Origin of the sequence: Arthrobacter sp. NPDC080031 (genome assembly GCF_040702485.1) — a bacterium.
Classification (GTDB): domain Bacteria; phylum Actinomycetota; class Actinomycetes; order Actinomycetales; family Micrococcaceae; genus Arthrobacter.
Genome location: NZ_JBFBLA010000001.1, coordinates 160,854 through 176,275 on the forward strand (window position 1 = coordinate 160,854; position 15,422 = coordinate 176,275).

Annotated in this window: 12 protein-coding genes and 5 pseudogenes; 13 read left to right on the top strand and 4 right to left on the bottom strand. The window is 60.7% G+C overall.

Annotated features, from left to right (window positions below; genetic code table 11):
* The first annotated feature begins 584 nt into the window (after positions 1–584).
* The 12 genes and pseudogenes from AB0323_RS00715 (at position 585) to AB0323_RS00770 (ending at position 10,284) form a co-directional block, all read left to right on the top strand.
* Positions 585–1,013, top strand: coding sequence for a universal stress protein (locus tag AB0323_RS00715; RefSeq protein WP_366175694.1), 429 nt, complete (start codon positions 585–587; stop codon positions 1,011–1,013).
* A 799-nt stretch (positions 1,014–1,812) separates the two neighbouring features.
* On the top strand, positions 1,813–2,856 hold the full coding sequence (locus AB0323_RS00720; protein WP_366175695.1) for a site-specific integrase: 1,044 nt from the start codon (positions 1,813–1,815) through the stop codon (positions 2,854–2,856).
* Between the two features lie 182 nt (positions 2,857–3,038).
* Positions 3,039–3,284 (top strand): annotated as a pseudogene (locus AB0323_RS00725) (helix-turn-helix transcriptional regulator); the annotation flags it as partial.
* A gap of 283 nt (positions 3,285–3,567) precedes the next feature.
* Positions 3,568–4,164, top strand: a complete 597-nt coding sequence (locus AB0323_RS00730; protein ID WP_366175696.1) for a DUF6036 family nucleotidyltransferase — start codon at positions 3,568–3,570, stop codon at positions 4,162–4,164.
* Positions 4,165–4,210: 46 nt separating this feature from the next.
* Positions 4,211–4,659 (top strand): annotated as a pseudogene (locus AB0323_RS00735) (recombinase family protein); the annotation flags it as partial.
* Positions 4,598–4,882 (top strand): hypothetical protein, encoded by a 285-nt coding sequence (locus AB0323_RS00740; protein WP_366175697.1) that lies wholly within the window; start codon positions 4,598–4,600, stop codon positions 4,880–4,882. The pseudogene AB0323_RS00735 and the gene AB0323_RS00740, both read left to right, overlap by 62 nt.
* A gap of 810 nt (positions 4,883–5,692) precedes the next feature.
* Positions 5,693–7,408 (top strand): amidohydrolase, encoded by a 1,716-nt coding sequence (locus AB0323_RS00745; RefSeq protein ID WP_366175698.1) that lies wholly within the window; start codon positions 5,693–5,695, stop codon positions 7,406–7,408.
* A 558-nt stretch (positions 7,409–7,966) separates the two neighbouring features.
* A pseudogene (locus tag AB0323_RS00750) lies at positions 7,967–8,200 on the top strand (IS110 family transposase); the annotation flags it as partial.
* 123 nt (positions 8,201–8,323) lie between these two features.
* Complete coding sequence (locus AB0323_RS00755) at positions 8,324–8,551, top strand: hypothetical protein (protein WP_366175699.1); 228 nt, start codon at positions 8,324–8,326, stop codon at positions 8,549–8,551.
* A 31-nt stretch (positions 8,552–8,582) separates the two neighbouring features.
* Positions 8,583–8,669, top strand: a pseudogene (locus AB0323_RS00760) (hypothetical protein); the annotation flags it as partial.
* 207 nt (positions 8,670–8,876) lie between these two features.
* Entirely contained in the window at positions 8,877–9,848 is a 972-nt protein-coding gene (locus AB0323_RS00765) for an IS481 family transposase (RefSeq protein WP_366175700.1), read from the top strand.
* A gap of 76 nt (positions 9,849–9,924) precedes the next feature.
* Entirely contained in the window at positions 9,925–10,284 is a 360-nt protein-coding gene (locus AB0323_RS00770) for a helix-turn-helix domain-containing protein (protein ID WP_366175701.1), read from the top strand.
* A gap of 128 nt (positions 10,285–10,412) precedes the next feature.
* Here the strand turns inward: AB0323_RS00770 and AB0323_RS00775 are convergent, their stop codons facing one another.
* The 4 genes and pseudogenes from AB0323_RS00775 to AB0323_RS00790 all read right to left on the bottom strand — a co-directional run bounded on the left by AB0323_RS00775 (position 10,413) and on the right by AB0323_RS00790 (position 12,739).
* Positions 10,413–10,604 (bottom strand): hypothetical protein, encoded by a 192-nt coding sequence (locus AB0323_RS00775; protein WP_366175883.1) that lies wholly within the window; start codon positions 10,602–10,604, stop codon positions 10,413–10,415.
* Positions 10,605–10,686: 82 nt separating this feature from the next.
* Positions 10,687–11,045, bottom strand: a pseudogene (locus AB0323_RS00780) (transposase); the annotation flags it as partial.
* A gap of 186 nt (positions 11,046–11,231) precedes the next feature.
* Positions 11,232–11,987 (bottom strand): SDR family oxidoreductase, encoded by a 756-nt coding sequence (locus tag AB0323_RS00785; RefSeq protein WP_366175702.1) that lies wholly within the window; start codon positions 11,985–11,987, stop codon positions 11,232–11,234.
* A 74-nt stretch (positions 11,988–12,061) separates the two neighbouring features.
* Positions 12,062–12,739 (bottom strand): SDR family NAD(P)-dependent oxidoreductase, encoded by a 678-nt coding sequence (locus AB0323_RS00790; RefSeq protein WP_366175703.1) that lies wholly within the window; start codon positions 12,737–12,739, stop codon positions 12,062–12,064.
* Positions 12,740–13,879: 1,140 nt separating this feature from the next.
* On the opposite strand from AB0323_RS00790, the gene AB0323_RS00795 reads away from it, so the two are divergent.
* Positions 13,880–15,202: an MFS transporter gene (locus AB0323_RS00795; RefSeq protein WP_366175704.1), complete on the top strand. Its 1,323-nt coding sequence runs from the start codon at positions 13,880–13,882 to the stop codon at positions 15,200–15,202.
* The last annotated feature ends 220 nt before the right edge of the window (positions 15,203–15,422 follow it).

Sequence of the window (15,422 nt, forward strand, 5' to 3'; positions counted from 1 at the left end):
TCAACGGCAAAAGGATGCTCACCCATCCACGAGCCGAAACAGCGAGAAACATCCTGGTACACGCACCTTCTGAGCAAGTATGCCGGCCCGGATACCTTCATACCCACATCGGCAGAGTGGTTCACCGCCGGGCAAATTCTTGGGATTGTCGACCCGGTCGGGGCTACGGATGTTGAAACCGCCATGCGGATCCACTCATGCCACTCTAAAACTTCCCTAACTACATCCCCTGACTAAAGGAAACACCGTTCGATGTATGCCGTTCCAGCACCAGTGCGGCTGACAGTCCTTGCCGACTCGAAAGCAGACCTAGACCTCCAACTCGACAGATGTGTCGCCAGCCTGCGGGAAACGGCGATGATCCATCGGGACAGAGGAATCATGGTTACTCGCCATGCTCCCGGGAAATTTACTCTTGAGCTCCATCCCAAGGTCCCCTTTGGCCTAACTCAGGAGATGGATGCGTTCATAAGAACGAAACCCACGGCGTCTGGAGCTCTTCCAGATACCTAAGCCGGGATAAAGCAGGAAACAAGGATCCAGCGTAGCGTTCAAACCGCCGCATTATGCAAAGGAGCAAAGATATGAGCGGAACAATTCTCGTAGGCGTGGACGGTAGCAAGACGGCAAGGAGGGCGGCCGAATCGGCGCGAGATATCGCCGCTGCCCTCAATGCCTCCCTTCATGTCGTCACAGCCTTCGACGCAGACCGCACTCGAGTAGTAGGAATAGGCAGCGACGAGTGGATTGTCTCTAACGCCGAGTCTGCCGAGCGGGTTGCCCGAACTGTCGCTGAATCTTTAGGACACCAAATCATCGTGACCTATTCAGCTGCCCGCGGCAGGCCAGCAGACGCCTTAATCGGCGAGGCCCTCAAAAGGAACGCAAGCATGATTGTGGTGGGAAATCGTAGGATGAAGGGCATCGGCCGAGTACTGGGCAGCGTCGCCAACAGCGTGGCACACAATGCCCCGTGTGACGTCTACATCGCCAATACCGACGATGCAGACTAATTTTTCGGCACCAGCCCATGGCAACTGGCTGTTCTGATGAACCACACCCCAACCTGACGTATAGACCGCCTGAGAAGGGAGGACTTGGCCAAGGCGCCGAGCTTCAACTCGTTCTCCGGCGCCTTGATCAGTCACAGCATGTGAAGTAGCTACCCACTGCCCGCAGTGGACCTCACCAGAGTCCGGTTCCATAAGACATTTTCGACGATTCCCAAGCTTCCCCGCCCGGGTGCACTCCCCTGGTCGTCAGGGTGGAATCTGAGAACATTCTGAGCCACTGTCAGTGAAACGGAATTTTCACCCTATCCTTACGTTGACGTCAGCCAGCACGAGCGCGGCAGCTACTGTCTTGAGTGAGGGCAGCCCGAAGACCTTTTACTGGCCATTCCACGGCTGGCCGATAGCCGAAGATCTCTGTCGCTATTATCGGCGTTCATTCGACGGGCGTCGCAGGGTCAAGCATCCGCCAAGCGGTTCAGTAGTTCAGCGTCGTGGTGCAAGACGAAAGTGAGACCCTCTTCAATCTCTTGACGGCGCAGGGTTTTGGAACACCTGCTACTTGAGTCTGCAGCATCACGTTGCTCCCGGGCCGGAAATTGCCCTGAAGGCATATCGTCGTCGCTAAGGGCCGGGACGTATGATGAGCATACGCCATCATATCGGGGCCACATTGACTGACTCCGAGTGACATTGAGCGTAGCCTGTCGTCGTGGCCAGCATTGTCCCTCGCCCGCGTTGGGATGGGACTACAGCGTTCTCGGTGCGTTGGCGTGACCCAGGGACCCGTCGACAGCATCGGGTGACTCTGCGGTCGGAGAAGGAAGCCAGCAGCCTCGCGCGCTACCTCAACGACAACGACCAGATCCCAGCGCATGCCCTGCCGGACGCCAGGCCGGGGAACCCTAATGATCCCACGGTCGCGGACGTAGTCCAGGAACATATCGACCTGCTCGTCCGCCCCTCGCTCGGCGCGATCGGAACCTACCAGCGGATACTCGACCTGCACATTCGGGAGACGATTGGCACCATCCCGGTCGACGAGTTTGGTTACCGCGACACCATGCAATGGCTCAAGCACCTGACCGCCAAAGGTGCCGCACCCAAAAGCATCCACAACGTGCACGGGTTGCTCTCGGCGGCGATGAACACCGCCTTGCTCGTCGGGTACGTGTCCCGCAACCCCTGCCGCGGCGTCCCGCTGCCGACAATTGAGCGGGCAGACGACGATGCCATGTTCCTCACCCACGAAGAGTTCAGTCTCCTCCTTGAGGGCATTGATGAGCGCTACAGAACGTTCATTCAGTTCCTGGTCATGACGAGAACGAGATTCGGCGAAGCAACCGCCCTCAGAGTCGCCGACATCGATCTGCGTTCCCGACCGGCCACCGCGCGGGTGAACAAGGCATGGAAGCGCGACGGGCATTCCCGTTATTACGTCGGGCCAACCAAGACCGCGGCCGGCAAACGAACAATCGGGGTCAACCCGGCCCTCGTGGAGTTGCTGATTCCCATCGCGGCAAGCCGGTCGGGCAACGATCTCCTCTTCACGACGACCGACGGTGGGCGGATCTCTCACAAACCATTCTGGCAACATCACTGGGTGCCGGCCATCCGAGCAGCCCAAGCCCGCGGATTGGCTAAGACGTCGCGCATTCACGACCTTAGACACACTCATGCGTCATGGCTTATCCAGGATGGCGGTATGTCTTTCGTCGCGATTTCACGTCGGATGGGTCATGCATCTGTCCGAACAACGGAACAGGTATACGGGCACCTCATGCCGCAGGCCCTTCAAGACAGCGCAGACGCTACCGAACGGTCCATTCAAAGACTCCGTTCATAGAACAGCAGCGACAGAACCCTTCTTCGGTTCCGTCCGCCCTCCCACATCCTCCCAGAGCTTCCACACTATGATGGATATAATCGACAGGAGGTGTAACAGATGAAGGCGATTCAGGACGCTCGGGTGCTTGGGGAGCAGGTGAAACGGCACCGCCTCCATGCGGGTCTGTCCAGGAGACCCTTGCCCGCAATATCGGAGTCAGCCGGTCCACCATCATCGATCTTGAGCAGGGCAGAAATGTCTCCATCAGCACTGCCCTCCAGGTCCTTGCACAACTTGGCGCTGGACTTAGCATCACGGGTACGCCCTTAGAGCCGAAACTCTACTGGACTGCTGAATCGGCAGCCCGACAGATGAGGCGGGAGCTGCGCAACGGCGATCCGGACTTCGCCATGCGGGTACTTTTCAATGGCGGCCAGTCACTTTGACGATCTGAATCCGTCCGGGCGCCGGCGCTTCCTTCGTGCCCGGCCCCCGTCCACCGGTCGCAAGCGCTGGGATACCCTGCTGGCCAGGACCTTCGCGTTTAAGTGCCACCAATACGGGCTGCAGGAGCCGGATTGGACGACCACGCCGCCGCTGGAGTCAAAATGGTATGCCACCCCCCGCAAGCACGTTTCCCCTGCATGGAAGCTGCGCATGGCGGAACGGACCCCCGGTTGAATTCGCCGAAGCAAACATCGCGTTTGATCCGGCCAACCTGGCCGCAGCATGAGACCGGCCCGACGGGCGTCCCTTGGATCGGATGACATACGGGAGCTTCTGATCGAGCTCTCCCGTCTGCTCCAAGCAATGGGCGCCGCAGCTGATATCTATCTTGTCGTCGGCGCTGCCATCGCTGTGGAGTTCGACTCCCGACGCTCCACAACCGACATCGACGCGGTGTACAAGCCGGAGCAGACGGTGCAGGAGATCGCCACCCAAATGGCTGCCGAACTCGGCTTGGATCCTCGGTGGCTGAACAACGCGGCCCGCGCCTACGTACCCGACGGCGAGGACCCAGAGGCAGCGGAGATGGCGATCGCTGACAACCTCATGCTGCGTTTCGCGTCCCCAAGGTTCCTACTCGCCATGAAGCTCGCAGCGGGCAGGGACCGGGACATACCCGATATTGCAGTGCTCTGCCGGGCGCTGGAAATCCGGACCGCAGAGGCGGCCGTCGCCGTAGCTATCGAGTTGTACGGCGAAGATTCAATCCAGCTCAGCAACCGCGATGACCTGCTGCTGGTCGCCCACGAGGCCCTGAACTCGTTCCGCTGGCGTGTCCCTCAGGGCAACATTCCCGTCGACCTATTGACGCCGTACTGAGTGTGCCCCGAAACTCAACCTGACATGTTGAGGGTTGGGAGGCTAAATGGCTGGTCAGCGGATCGGGTACGTGCGGGTGAGCACGCTGGACCAGAACGAGAAACGCCAACTCGAAGGCCAAATTCTTGACCGGTGTTTACAGACAAAGCCTCCGGCAACGACACCGCCAGACCCCAGCTCGCCGAATTGCTGCGCTTCGCCCGCGATGGCGACACCGTAGTTGCACACAGCATGGACCGGCTCGCCCGGAACCTCGATGACCTCCTAGCTCTCGTCCAAAGCCTCACCCGCAAAGGCGTGCGCGTCGAATTCGTCAAGGAAAGCCTTGTCTTCACCGGCGAGGACTCCCCCATGGCCAACTTCATGCTCTCGGTCATGGGTGCCTTCGCTGAATTCGAACGCTCCCTAATCCGGGAACGCCAGCGGGAAGGCATTGCCCTGGCCAAGCAGCGCGGAGCCTACAAGGGACGAAAGAAGACACTTTCGCCGGAACGATGCCACAATCACCGCAGGCTCTGCCTCACCCCTCTCTGACGGTGCTGCCGCCATCGTGATCGCCAGCAAGGCGGCGGCAGAAGCTGCCGCCTTGACATGGATCGCTGAGATCGGCTCCCACGGTCAAACAGCCGGCCCCGACGCGTCACTGCATTCTCAACCTCGCGGGCAATCGCAGCAGCCCTCAAACGGGAGGGTCTCCGCGTCGAGGACCTGGACCTGATCGAGATCAACGGCTCCAGTAGGCGCGTCCGGCCCTCGGCATCGTCCTGCACCAGGCACTCGCCCTGAAACGCAACGGAGGCGGGACCGGCGTCGTCGCACTTTGCGGCGGCGGCGGGCAAGGTGAGGCCCTCATCCTCAAGGCAGCTCCCGGAGCCCGGGACATACCGGCACCATGAGCGAGACACATTCTCCGCCCTGTAACCAGCCAGATATTTGGCATGGGGATTCGCGTTCTGACTGCACCGTGTGGACACCCCGACCACGAACCATGCTCGGCCTGGACGCCGCAGATTAAGGACGCAGTGACTGCGCGATTCCCCCGTCTCCCGACACAAGAAGGACGAACACCGTTGATCAATCCCTACATCTTGACGCTTGTATCTTCGTCACGAGGGAGCCGTATCGACTCAAGATGTAGTCATGGCCGGCAACGGTTGTATCCGTGTTGAATGTCGCTCGAAACTGAGAGGGACCACCTTGTTCCCCTTTTGGGAATGCGCTAGCAGCCGTGTTCACTGCGCCTTTCTTCTGTTCGCCGCGATGACCGGCCTTCCGGCGTTGACGGGCGGGCAGCGGGGCGCTCCCAGGCTTCACAGCGACATAACCTGTTCTGTTCTCGCAGGCGCCGGGACTCACCGCACAGGACCTCCGTCTGGTTAGAAAACCTAAGTAAAAAGCGCTATAGACACTATTGTTTGCCCCGCGTTCAACCGTTATTGTCTACACACATAGAAATTCGTTTCCGATTCGCGGACCTTCTATGAACCGGCCCTCCTTTCTGGCCTCAAACAAATCTTAGGAAGCACTCATGGCAACTTCACCCGAAAATTCCAGCTTCGCCGACACCGTCTACAGCAACGCTCGCGTCCTGACCGTCGATGCTGACTTCACCATCTGTTCTCACCTCGCCGTCCGCGACGGCAATATCGCTGCAGTCGGGGGCGCACAGGACGTCGCATCGCTAATCGGCCCCGAGACCGAAGTCATCGACCTTGAGGGTCACACACTGCTGCCAGGGATCAATGATTCTCACCTGCACGCCTTCGCTTACGGACTCGACACTCCCCCTTTCTCCCTCGATCTCTCATACCCGCAGGTACAGTCGCTCGCTGACATCAGGGAAGCGGTTCGTGCCGCAGCCGCTGAGGCCCCGGCTGGAACCTGGATCATTGGAACGGGCTGGGATGCCGGTTATCTGGAGGAGTGCAAAGACAGCGGTCGGGAACCTCACCGGAATGACATTGACGATGCCTCTCCGGAACACCCTGTCTTCTTGCAGGACTATTCCCGTCATACCAGCTGGGTGAATTCACATGCCCTGAAGCTGGCCGGTGTCGACGCAACCACTCAGTCTCCTGAGGGCGGCATCGTCGAAAAGGATCCGGACGGACTTCCCACAGGCGTTCTAAAGGAGGGTGCCCAAGGACTTGTGCAGAGCAAGCTGCCGAAACTCGATAACCCGCGCCGGGAGCAGGCGGTACGCTCGACGATTACCCAGCTGCAGCGGCTCGGAATCACCAGCTACACAGAGCCTGGCCTCGGCCCTGGAGGAGAAGCCACTGCCGGCGGTGCCATGGGCACTGGTGGACTCGAGGTGTATGCCGATCTTGCTAAACGCTCTGAACTGGGAATACGCGTCTCGGCGCTGGCGCTCCCCACCGGTTTGTCCGGGTCACATGCAGAATTGCGGGAGAATCTCAGCTCCATGGAAATACCGGAGAGCTCCGACCCAAGAATGTTCCGCGTTCTGGGAACCAAGGTCTTCGCGGACGGCATTCCGCCCGGAAAGACAGCATGGATGCACGACGAGTACGTCGGCGGCGGATGCGGATCATTGTGCGTCATTGGCAACACCGACGAAGAACGCGTCGCTGAGGTCGCCGGCATCATCAAGGCAGGACACGACGCTGGCTACCAAGTTGGCGTACACGTGACCGGTGACCGCGCTATCGATGTTGTTATCGACGCTCTTGAGGCGGCCATGACCGAAAATCCCCGAGAGGACCCACGCCACTACCTGATCCATGGAGACTTCGTCAGCGAGGAAGCGCTGGCGCGCCTGGCCACCTTGGGGGTGGGCGTCAACATGAACCCGATCATAAAGTGGACCATTGCCGATCTTGAGGTGGGCGTAGTTGGTCCGGAACGAGCAGCCTACGAGTGGCCATACAGGACAGCTATCGCCTCAGGGGTGAAGGTAATGAGCAGCTCAGATGCCCCCGTTACAGCCCCGGAATGGCGACAGGGCCTCTCAACCATGCTATTGCGTGAGAGTAAAGCCAGTGGTGCAGTCAGCGGCCCTGACCAAACGATCAGACTTGAGCAGGCTATCCGCACATATACCTCGAACCCGGCCTGGCAGGACTTCGCTGAGGACTGGAAAGGCACCCTGGAGCCAGGGAAAGTCGCTGATCTCTGCATCCTTGAAGGTGACTTGGTCGAAATCGATCCCCGCGAGATTCCCAACATGCCTGTGGTGCTCACGGTACTTGGTGGACAAACTGTCTATGACGCCAGAAGCTGACGCAGTTTCAATGTGATCCACCAGCCGCCCCAGAGGCATGGCGGTCGCCTACCGAAAAGGGCGACCGCCGCTACTGGGAGTTCAGTGTAACGAGCCCACTGCTGTCAGTTGAGATTGATACCATTCTTGACTTTGAAGTGACCGCAACGGGAGGGTGTGGTCACTCCGTGCTTCCGGGGTTGCCGGTCTGGCCCAGAGGTCTTCTGACGCGCCCTCCGTCTCGACGGATGGGGAGCTGTCCTTGACATGACCTGCCGGTCGGCGAGCCTCACCAGAGGCGCGACCGGGCAGGCTGCCATGTCCTGATAAGAGTCTGACAAGCGTCCCAATAGTGAACTGACTGGTATACCCGCCCAGCCGCGCACTCTTGAAACGGAGAGGTGCGCTAGACGCAAGGGCCCCAACGTGTATGTGGGGATAGATACCCACGCGGAAACTCACCACGTCGCTGTTATCGACGAGCACGGTCGCCCACTGGCGGAACAAGAGTTTCCGGCGACCGCCAGTGGATAGCGGAAGATTATCGAGTTCATCTGCGCCCAGGGCACCACTCTTGGCATCGGAGTTGAGTGCACCGGCAGTTACGGTGCTGAAATCACTCGACAACTTCTAGAAGCAAAATTCGAGATAATTGAGGTCTACCAGCCCAGCCGTGATCAACGCCGGCGGCGCGGTAAAACGGATCAGCTCGACGCGTACAGTGCTGCCGAAGCAGTCATGAGCGGCCGAGCGAGCTTTGCATCGAAAGGCCGCACCGGGTTCGTCGAAGCCCTCCGAAGCCTGCGCACGGTTCGCGAGTCTGCGTTACGGGACCGAACGGCAACCATCAACCAGATAAAAGCTATGCTCGTCAGTGCTCCCGAGAACGTGCGCTCACCATACCGGTCGTTGACAACACCGAGACTCGTCGCAACGTTGGCTGCTACCCGACCCCAGCGGCAGCCCGTCACCTCAGAGGAATGCACCCGCTACGCGCTCCGCCTGCTGGCGAAGCGCTACCAGGAACTTGATAAGCAGGTCCGGGACCTCACTGCTCAAATCAATCGTCGCCTGAAAACCCACGCACCCGGCCTCATGAATGTCTTCAGTTCCGGCCCTGACACCGGCAGCCAACTGCTCATCACCGCCGGCGACAACACGTAGCGACTGAGAAGCGAAAACCAGTTCGCGGCCCCTGACCGGAACTTGTCCGCGGCCTGCTTCGTCAGGGAAGACAGAACGAAACCGTCTAAACCAGGGTGGCGACCGTAAAGCGAATTCGGCCCTTCACCACATCGTGCTGGTCAGGATGAGATACCACCGGCCAACCAAGGACTACGTCGCCAGACGAGCGGCCGAAGGCCTCGGCAAGAAAGAAGTCATGCGCTGCCTCAAGCGCTACGTCGCGCGCCCAAATCTTCCCTGTCCTCGTGCAAACACTCCGCATCAACGAATCAGGCATTACTTGAAAAATGTCTATAGGAGTGTCATGGTCCACCGTAATGCCCGCCTGACTCCGAATGGTAGGCGGATCCTCATTGAGGGCGTCCTCGCTGGCCGTCCCGTGGCGCATGTGGCCAAGGAAATGGGCATCTCAAGGACCTGCGCCCACCGCCGGGTCAGCCGGTACCGCGCCCACGGCTGGGATGGCCTTGAGGACCGGAGTCCCCGTCCAAAGTCCTGCCCGCACGCCACCCCGGCCAGGATCGTATCCGAGGTCCTGATCGAACGGGTGAAGCACCGGGGAGGGCCAGCGACCCTGGGACTGCGGTTTGGGGTGAGCGCCCGGATGGTCTCTCGGATCCTGGCCCGCGCCGGCATGCCCCGGCCATGGGATCTGGATCCGGTGACAGGGGCACGGATCCGCGCTTTCCGCGCAACCGACCGCCGCTACGAACGCGACGCCCCCGGCGACATGATCCACATCGACGTCAAAAAACTCGGGCGCATCCCCGACGGCGGCTGGCGGGCCGACCCAAAGCAATCCGCCCGCAACCATTCAACAGGCCACGAACGGGTCGGTTTTGACTATGTCCACGTCGCGGTCGATGACTACACCCGTTTGGCTTACGCCGAGGTTCCGCCCGATGAGAAAGGCCCGACCTGCGCCGGGTTCCTCACCAGAGCCGCAGCCGCCATGGCAGCCCAGGGCGCACCCATGAAGCGGGTCATGACTGACAATGCTTTCGCCAACCGGCTGTCCCGGGACTTCCAGGACGCTATGGCCGCGTTGGGGGCCAAACACATCCTGATCAAACCCCGCCACCCCTGGCAAAACGGCAAAGCAGAACGCTTCAACCGCACCCTCCAGGAAGGCTGGGCATACCGGCAGCCTATTACCTCGAACCCGGCCCGGACCGACGCACTGCAGCCATGGCTAAACTTCTACAACAATCACCGGCCCCACAGCAGCCTCGGAGGCAAACCACCCATCAGCAGGTGCAACCAACCTACTGACTGAGTACAACTAGCAGCGAACGCCCTGGATCTGGTGTCCACCATGCTGCACGCCGAGATGGACCTGACCCCGGGACCGCATGAAGCCGCAGGCCATGGTTGCCGTGTCCGTGCGCGAGTTCATCGAGGCCAACCTCTCCGATCCCCTGCTGTCACCGGCGAGTATTGCCGCGGCACACTTTATCTCAACCCGACACCTGTACAACGTCTTTAACGACTCCGGGACCAACGTATCCAGCCTAATCAGAAGGCAGCGGCTGGACTATGCCCGGCGCGACCTGCGGGACCCAGTGCACGCCGGAAAATGCGTGGGTGCCGTGGCGGCCGCCTGGGGCTTCTCCGACGCGGCGCACTTCAGTCGCGCTTTCCGGGATGCCTTCGGGGTCTCGCCGCGCGACTGGCGCCGCGGCTGCAACCCAAGCGCCTGTGCTAGCGGCTAAGTCAGGATCCGGATCTGCAGCCTCCAAGTCGACGGCGCGGCGCCTTGTTGAAGGCGGCCCGCTGTCTGGGTGAGGCAAAACGACGAACGCGGTCGGCACGTTTTGAACCGTTACGATCCCACGGAGGGTTAGTCGGACGTCGTGGTCCTTCGAGTACCCGAAGACGTGATGACGGACATCCCGTGGGCATCCAGACCGCTGCGGCGGTCCCCATTGATGTGGACGGCGATCCGGGAACGTACATGCCCCGGAGCCGATATCGACCCGACGTCAAGGTCGCGGACCCATGGGTGCCTGCTGTCCGGCAACACATGGTCCATATCCATATCCCCCTTTGGTGATCCCCACCCGCCTCGGACGCCCCCGGAAGCACTTGTTGCACCACCGTCCGCTCCACGTGGTCGTGATCGCCTCGGGCAGCCCCTCGAGCCCATCGCAGACAGCGATGAACACGTCTTCCACGCCGCGGGTTCTTTGGCTCGGAGAGCACCTGAAGTCAGAACCGCGCGCCCTCGCCGCCGTCGCCGGCCCAGATCCCCAAAATCTCCCGCTCTCCGCTGGTGGTGATGCCCATGATGACATAGAGTGGGGCGTTCCGCACCTGCCCGTCACGGACCTTGACGACGATCGCGTCCACGAAGAGCACCGATAGACCGGATCCAACGGCCGGGCCGACCACTCCGCCAGTTCGCCAGAACCTTTTCCGTGATGCGGCTGATGGTGTCTTTGGAGACCTCGGCCCCGTAGATCTCCTCGAAGTGGGTACCGAGAACCGCCCAGCGCGAGTCGAGAAAGCCACCAGAGTGCACGCCCCTGCGCAACTCGCATACTTTGCCCGCCGCGTAGAGCAGCCACACGACGCAGCGGACATGCTCGCAGACACTGTTGATCCTCTGGCGGCGGGCATCGTCCCTGCCGGCAAACGACGAACCGGGTGGCCGCGCGGACTAGGAGAAGACCATCCCGCCGTCCATCAGGACGGTCTGCCCGGTCATGTAGTCGGACAGCGGGGACGCGAAGAAGGACACGAGGTCGGCCACATCGCTCGGCTCCTGTGGCCGACCAAGAGGAATGCCCGCGGCGGACGCCTCAAAAAGGTCCCGGTTGGAATCCCACAGCGGAGTGTTGACCAGGCCGGGCGCGTACGAGTTCACCGTGATCTTGTGGGAGGCCAGTGCCATTGCAGCCACCTGGGTGAGGCCGCGTACCGCCCATTTACTTGCCGAGTACGCTGGCAGTTCCGCAGCGGGACGGTAAGCGCCCTGCGAAGCGGCACCGATCAGTTTGCCGCCGTGGCCTTCGGCGATGATCTGGCGTGCGGCCGCCTGCCAGGTTAAGAACACGCCCCTGGTGTTGATCGCGAAGCTCTGGTCCCAGGACTCTGGTTCCAATTCGAGGAAGTCTTCCAAACGGGCGATGCCGGCATTGGCGACGGCGACGTCGAGTCGGCCCAACTGTTCGGCTGCGTCGCTCACCGCCGCCCGGATCTGGGCTGCGTCAGAGACGTCTGCGAGGACAGGAATGGCGCGCTTGCCGCGCTCCTGGATTTCTCGCACGACGTCTTCCACGTTCTCTTCGGATTGAGCGATGTCGTTGACAGCGACGTTGTAGCCGTCCTCCGCTAGCTTCAGCGCGATCGCGCGGCCGATTCCCTGGCCTGCACCAGTGACGAGGGCGACTCGAGTGATGTCGGTATTGGACATGAGAGAACTCCTTTGTTTTCAGGGCGGTGAGAGAGTGTTCGGGATGGACTGCGATGGTGCGGCGTATGTGGCCCTTAATAGGTGGCTCGGCCGCCGCTGATGTCGTAGACGGCTCCGGTGGAGAAGGAGACTTGCTCGGACGCCAGCCAGGCTACGAGTCTGGCGACTTCTTCGGGTGTGCCGATCCGGTTCATCGGGATCAGACGGGTGATGTGGTCGAGGATGTCGGGCGCGGTCGCCGCATTCATAGGGGTCGCGATTACAGCGGGGGCAACGGCATTTACTAGAACGCCGGTTTTCGCGAGTTCCTTCCCGACGGATTTGGTTAGTGCGATCAACGCCCCCTTGGATGCTGAGTACGCGGCGAGGTTGGGATTGCCTTCTTTTCCCGCGATGCTGGAAATGTTCACGATTCGTCCCCACCCGCGCTCGACCATCCCTGGTGCCAAGGCGCGAATGGCCGTGACTGCACCGAACACGTTCACGTCGAAAGTACGCCGCCACTGCTCGAGCTCAGTATCAATCAGAGGAACATCTGGGCCGACGACTCCCGCGGAGTTGACGAGGACACCCACGCCTTCGAGTGGTCCGAGCGCATTCAAGACAGCATGCTCGTCGGTGATGTCGAGAGTGATGTCCGCCCCGCCCTGAATATCTACCCGAATGACGCGCAGCCCGTCCTTCTTGAGGCGGGTGGCTATCGCTTGGCCGAGGCCACTCATCGCCCCCGTGACGACAGCGGTATTAGTCATGTTCTGTCCCTTTTCCTTATAGAGCGTCAGTCAGTCCGGAGAGCAGCCGTGTTCGGCGTCCGGTTCGCCCTTTCAGTGTCACCGTCTCTGGCCGGCGCAACATGGCACCGATGTCGGCTAGAAATACCTACCGGCGAGGATCCGTCAGTGGTTTTCCATTAGGAGCACCGTCACTGCCAGCCAAATCAACCCTCCTCTTCGAGGTCCCGGCGCTTCGTTCAATTTACGGGAACACTGTCTACGCTAGAAGAAAAGGACTAGTGATATCACCAGCTGATTGCCCGAATTTCACTCGGCTGAGCGCGTCTTTCTTGTGAAAATCACGGACAACGTGAGAGAGGCGAGTAACTGGACCGCCCTGCGGAATACTCGCATAAAAGTGTCACTTTTGCGGCCAGTGCCGGTTTTTCTCCATAGAGCGGGTGCCGTGTTTTAAGCATGGAGTAGATGACGTTGCGGCAAGTGCGGGCCAGGCAGATGACATCGGCGTTGTGTTTCTTTCCTTGTGCCCGCTTCTTGTCGTAGTAATCCTCGGACGCCGGGTGGTGGCAGCTGTCAATCCATGCAGATCTGAAGCGCTTTGAGTTGTTTGTCGCCGGAACGGCGGGGACGACCGCGGATCGAGGTGCCGGAGCGTCATTTGACGGGTCCGATGATGTTTGGATTTGCCGACATCGAGAACCCGCAGAAAACAGCGATCTCCTTGCCTAAACACGCGCCACTTCACGTCCGCCGTCTGCAGCCACGACACTCAGTGATGGCACTCACGTTAGAAAGAGGCACCGAACTCCGAAAAGTGGCTGGCTCTGTCGCTATCAGCCATAAAATGAGAGTCTCCGGAACCCCTGACAGCACCCCTTAGGGGTCCCAAGAAAGTCATACCAGGTCCACCACACCAATCCCCGATTCTCGGGGCCCGAAAAATGTAAGTGGGTTGGGGTTATCCCAAGATGGCGTCGACTATTTGTTTAAAACCCCGTGGAACTGCCGACGCGATGAAGTCGGCTTCGTGGATATCGTGAATTGTGCCCGGTTACTGCCGGTCCGCCATGCAATGTCTGCTCACGGCCAATGCACGGCTAGGGGCGGAGGCGCAATCCCAGGCTCTTCGGAGCGACGCTACAGAGAGGTGGCAATCGCATGATGAACACATTAACGGAACACTTCGCCCTTGACGGGCCGGCAAAATGGAAGTACCCTATTTCCGCGCTCGTGGCCCTGATGTTCGGGGGCGCCACGTTAGTCGCGATGCTGGGCGTGGCAACCGTTCCGATGACGACCGAACTTGGATGGACGCTTGCGGACTTCACTAACGGCGCGTCGCTGTCGATCTTCCTAGCCGGGCTGAGCGCGTTGCTGGTGGGGTGGCTCGTCGCCCGCTTCGGCCCCCGGATTCCCGGCGCTCTTTTCGCTCTCGCATATGGCACGTGCATCATGCTCATGTCCACAGTGAATGACAACCCGCTGTCATGGCTTCTCATCGCCGGGTTCAGTGGGGCGACTGCGGGGGCGAATCTGGTCGTCGTGCACTCGGCTGTGGTCACGGCCTGGTTCACGAAGACGCGCGGGCTGGCGCTCGGGCTGATCGCTGTCGGCTACGCGCTCGGACAGATCCTCATGCCTCCAGTCGCACAGGCTCTGGAGTCCAACGTTGGCTGGCGCGGAATGTTTTTGACTGCAGGTACGGCGTTCGTCGTCGTTCCGACTGTCATCTATGCGGTTATCACCAAGTTTCCCCCCGGCTCGGCGATGCAGACCCGTCATCCTGGCGCGCGACAGGATCCCGTCGTTGCTCCGGAGGCTCGTCTCGGGGCGAGCGTCCATACGCGGCAGTTCTGGCTGTTGGTCGTCGGCAGCATCTTGGTCTCCAGCTCGACGGTGGGCATGTCCACACAGGTGTTTCCTATCGCTGCTACAAGAGGCTTCACGCCTGGCGAAGCAGCGGCGCTTCTGTCCTGCTTCGCTTTCTCGACCCTCATTGTCCATCTCATCGTCGGCCCGCTGATGGACCGTCTGTACGCGCCTGGGATCGCTGCAGTACTTTTCGCGCTTGGAGCAATCGGGACGGGCATCCTGTTCGCGATGCCAGACCTCCCCTTGGCATTCCTCGGCGCGGTCCTCGTCGGTGCTGCGCTCGGCGCGGAGAACGACCTGCTGGCCTATATCACCAGTCGCTACTTCCCCGATGCGGTCTACACGAAGGTCGTCTCCCTCGTGATCTCCCTCGCGACGATGGGTGGTGCCGGCGGCGTCTTCCTTGTGGGCCAGCTCTACACCGCGTCGGGCGGCTATACCCTGCCAGCCATCGTGCTGACCGTTCTGGTCGCCTCAAGCGCCATGTGCTTCCTCGCATTCGGACGCTACAAGTACGCCTTCGGGTCGTCCGTTCCTGTGCATTCGGCAGCACCGAACGACCCCGAAAGGTTGGACGGGCACGCCAGCCCTTCGAACAAAGAGAGATGAATGGGAAAGCTAGATCAACAGGTCGCATTCATCACGGATGCAGCTCAGGGACAGGGTCGCGGCCATGCATTGTGACTGGCACGGGAAGGTGCCGGGGTAATGGCCGGTGCTGCAACTGGGTTGAAGGAGACCTCGCGCCTGGTGCGCGCAGAAGGAGGCGCGATCGCCGTCTACGAGCGCGATATGCGTGGCGGTGCAGCGCTGGAATCTGCCGTGAAGG

Coding starts and splice junctions, on each gene's coding strand:
- AB0323_RS00745 (WP_366175698.1), top strand. CDS start 5,693: ATGGCAACTTCACCCGAAAATTCCAGCTTCGCCGACACCGTCTACAGC.
- AB0323_RS00790 (WP_366175703.1), bottom strand. CDS start 12,739: ATGACTAATACCGCTGTCGTCACGGGGGCGATGAGTGGCCTCGGCCAA.
- AB0323_RS00785 (WP_366175702.1), bottom strand. CDS start 11,987: ATGTCCAATACCGACATCACTCGAGTCGCCCTCGTCACTGGTGCAGGC.
- AB0323_RS00795 (WP_366175704.1), top strand. CDS start 13,880: ATGATGAACACATTAACGGAACACTTCGCCCTTGACGGGCCGGCAAAA.
- AB0323_RS00715 (WP_366175694.1), top strand. CDS start 585: ATGAGCGGAACAATTCTCGTAGGCGTGGACGGTAGCAAGACGGCAAGG.
- AB0323_RS00730 (WP_366175696.1), top strand. CDS start 3,568: ATGAGACCGGCCCGACGGGCGTCCCTTGGATCGGATGACATACGGGAG.
- AB0323_RS00775 (WP_366175883.1), bottom strand. CDS start 10,604: ATGGACCATGTGTTGCCGGACAGCAGGCACCCATGGGTCCGCGACCTT.
- AB0323_RS00765 (WP_366175700.1), top strand. CDS start 8,877: ATGGTCCACCGTAATGCCCGCCTGACTCCGAATGGTAGGCGGATCCTC.
- AB0323_RS00770 (WP_366175701.1), top strand. CDS start 9,925: ATGAAGCCGCAGGCCATGGTTGCCGTGTCCGTGCGCGAGTTCATCGAG.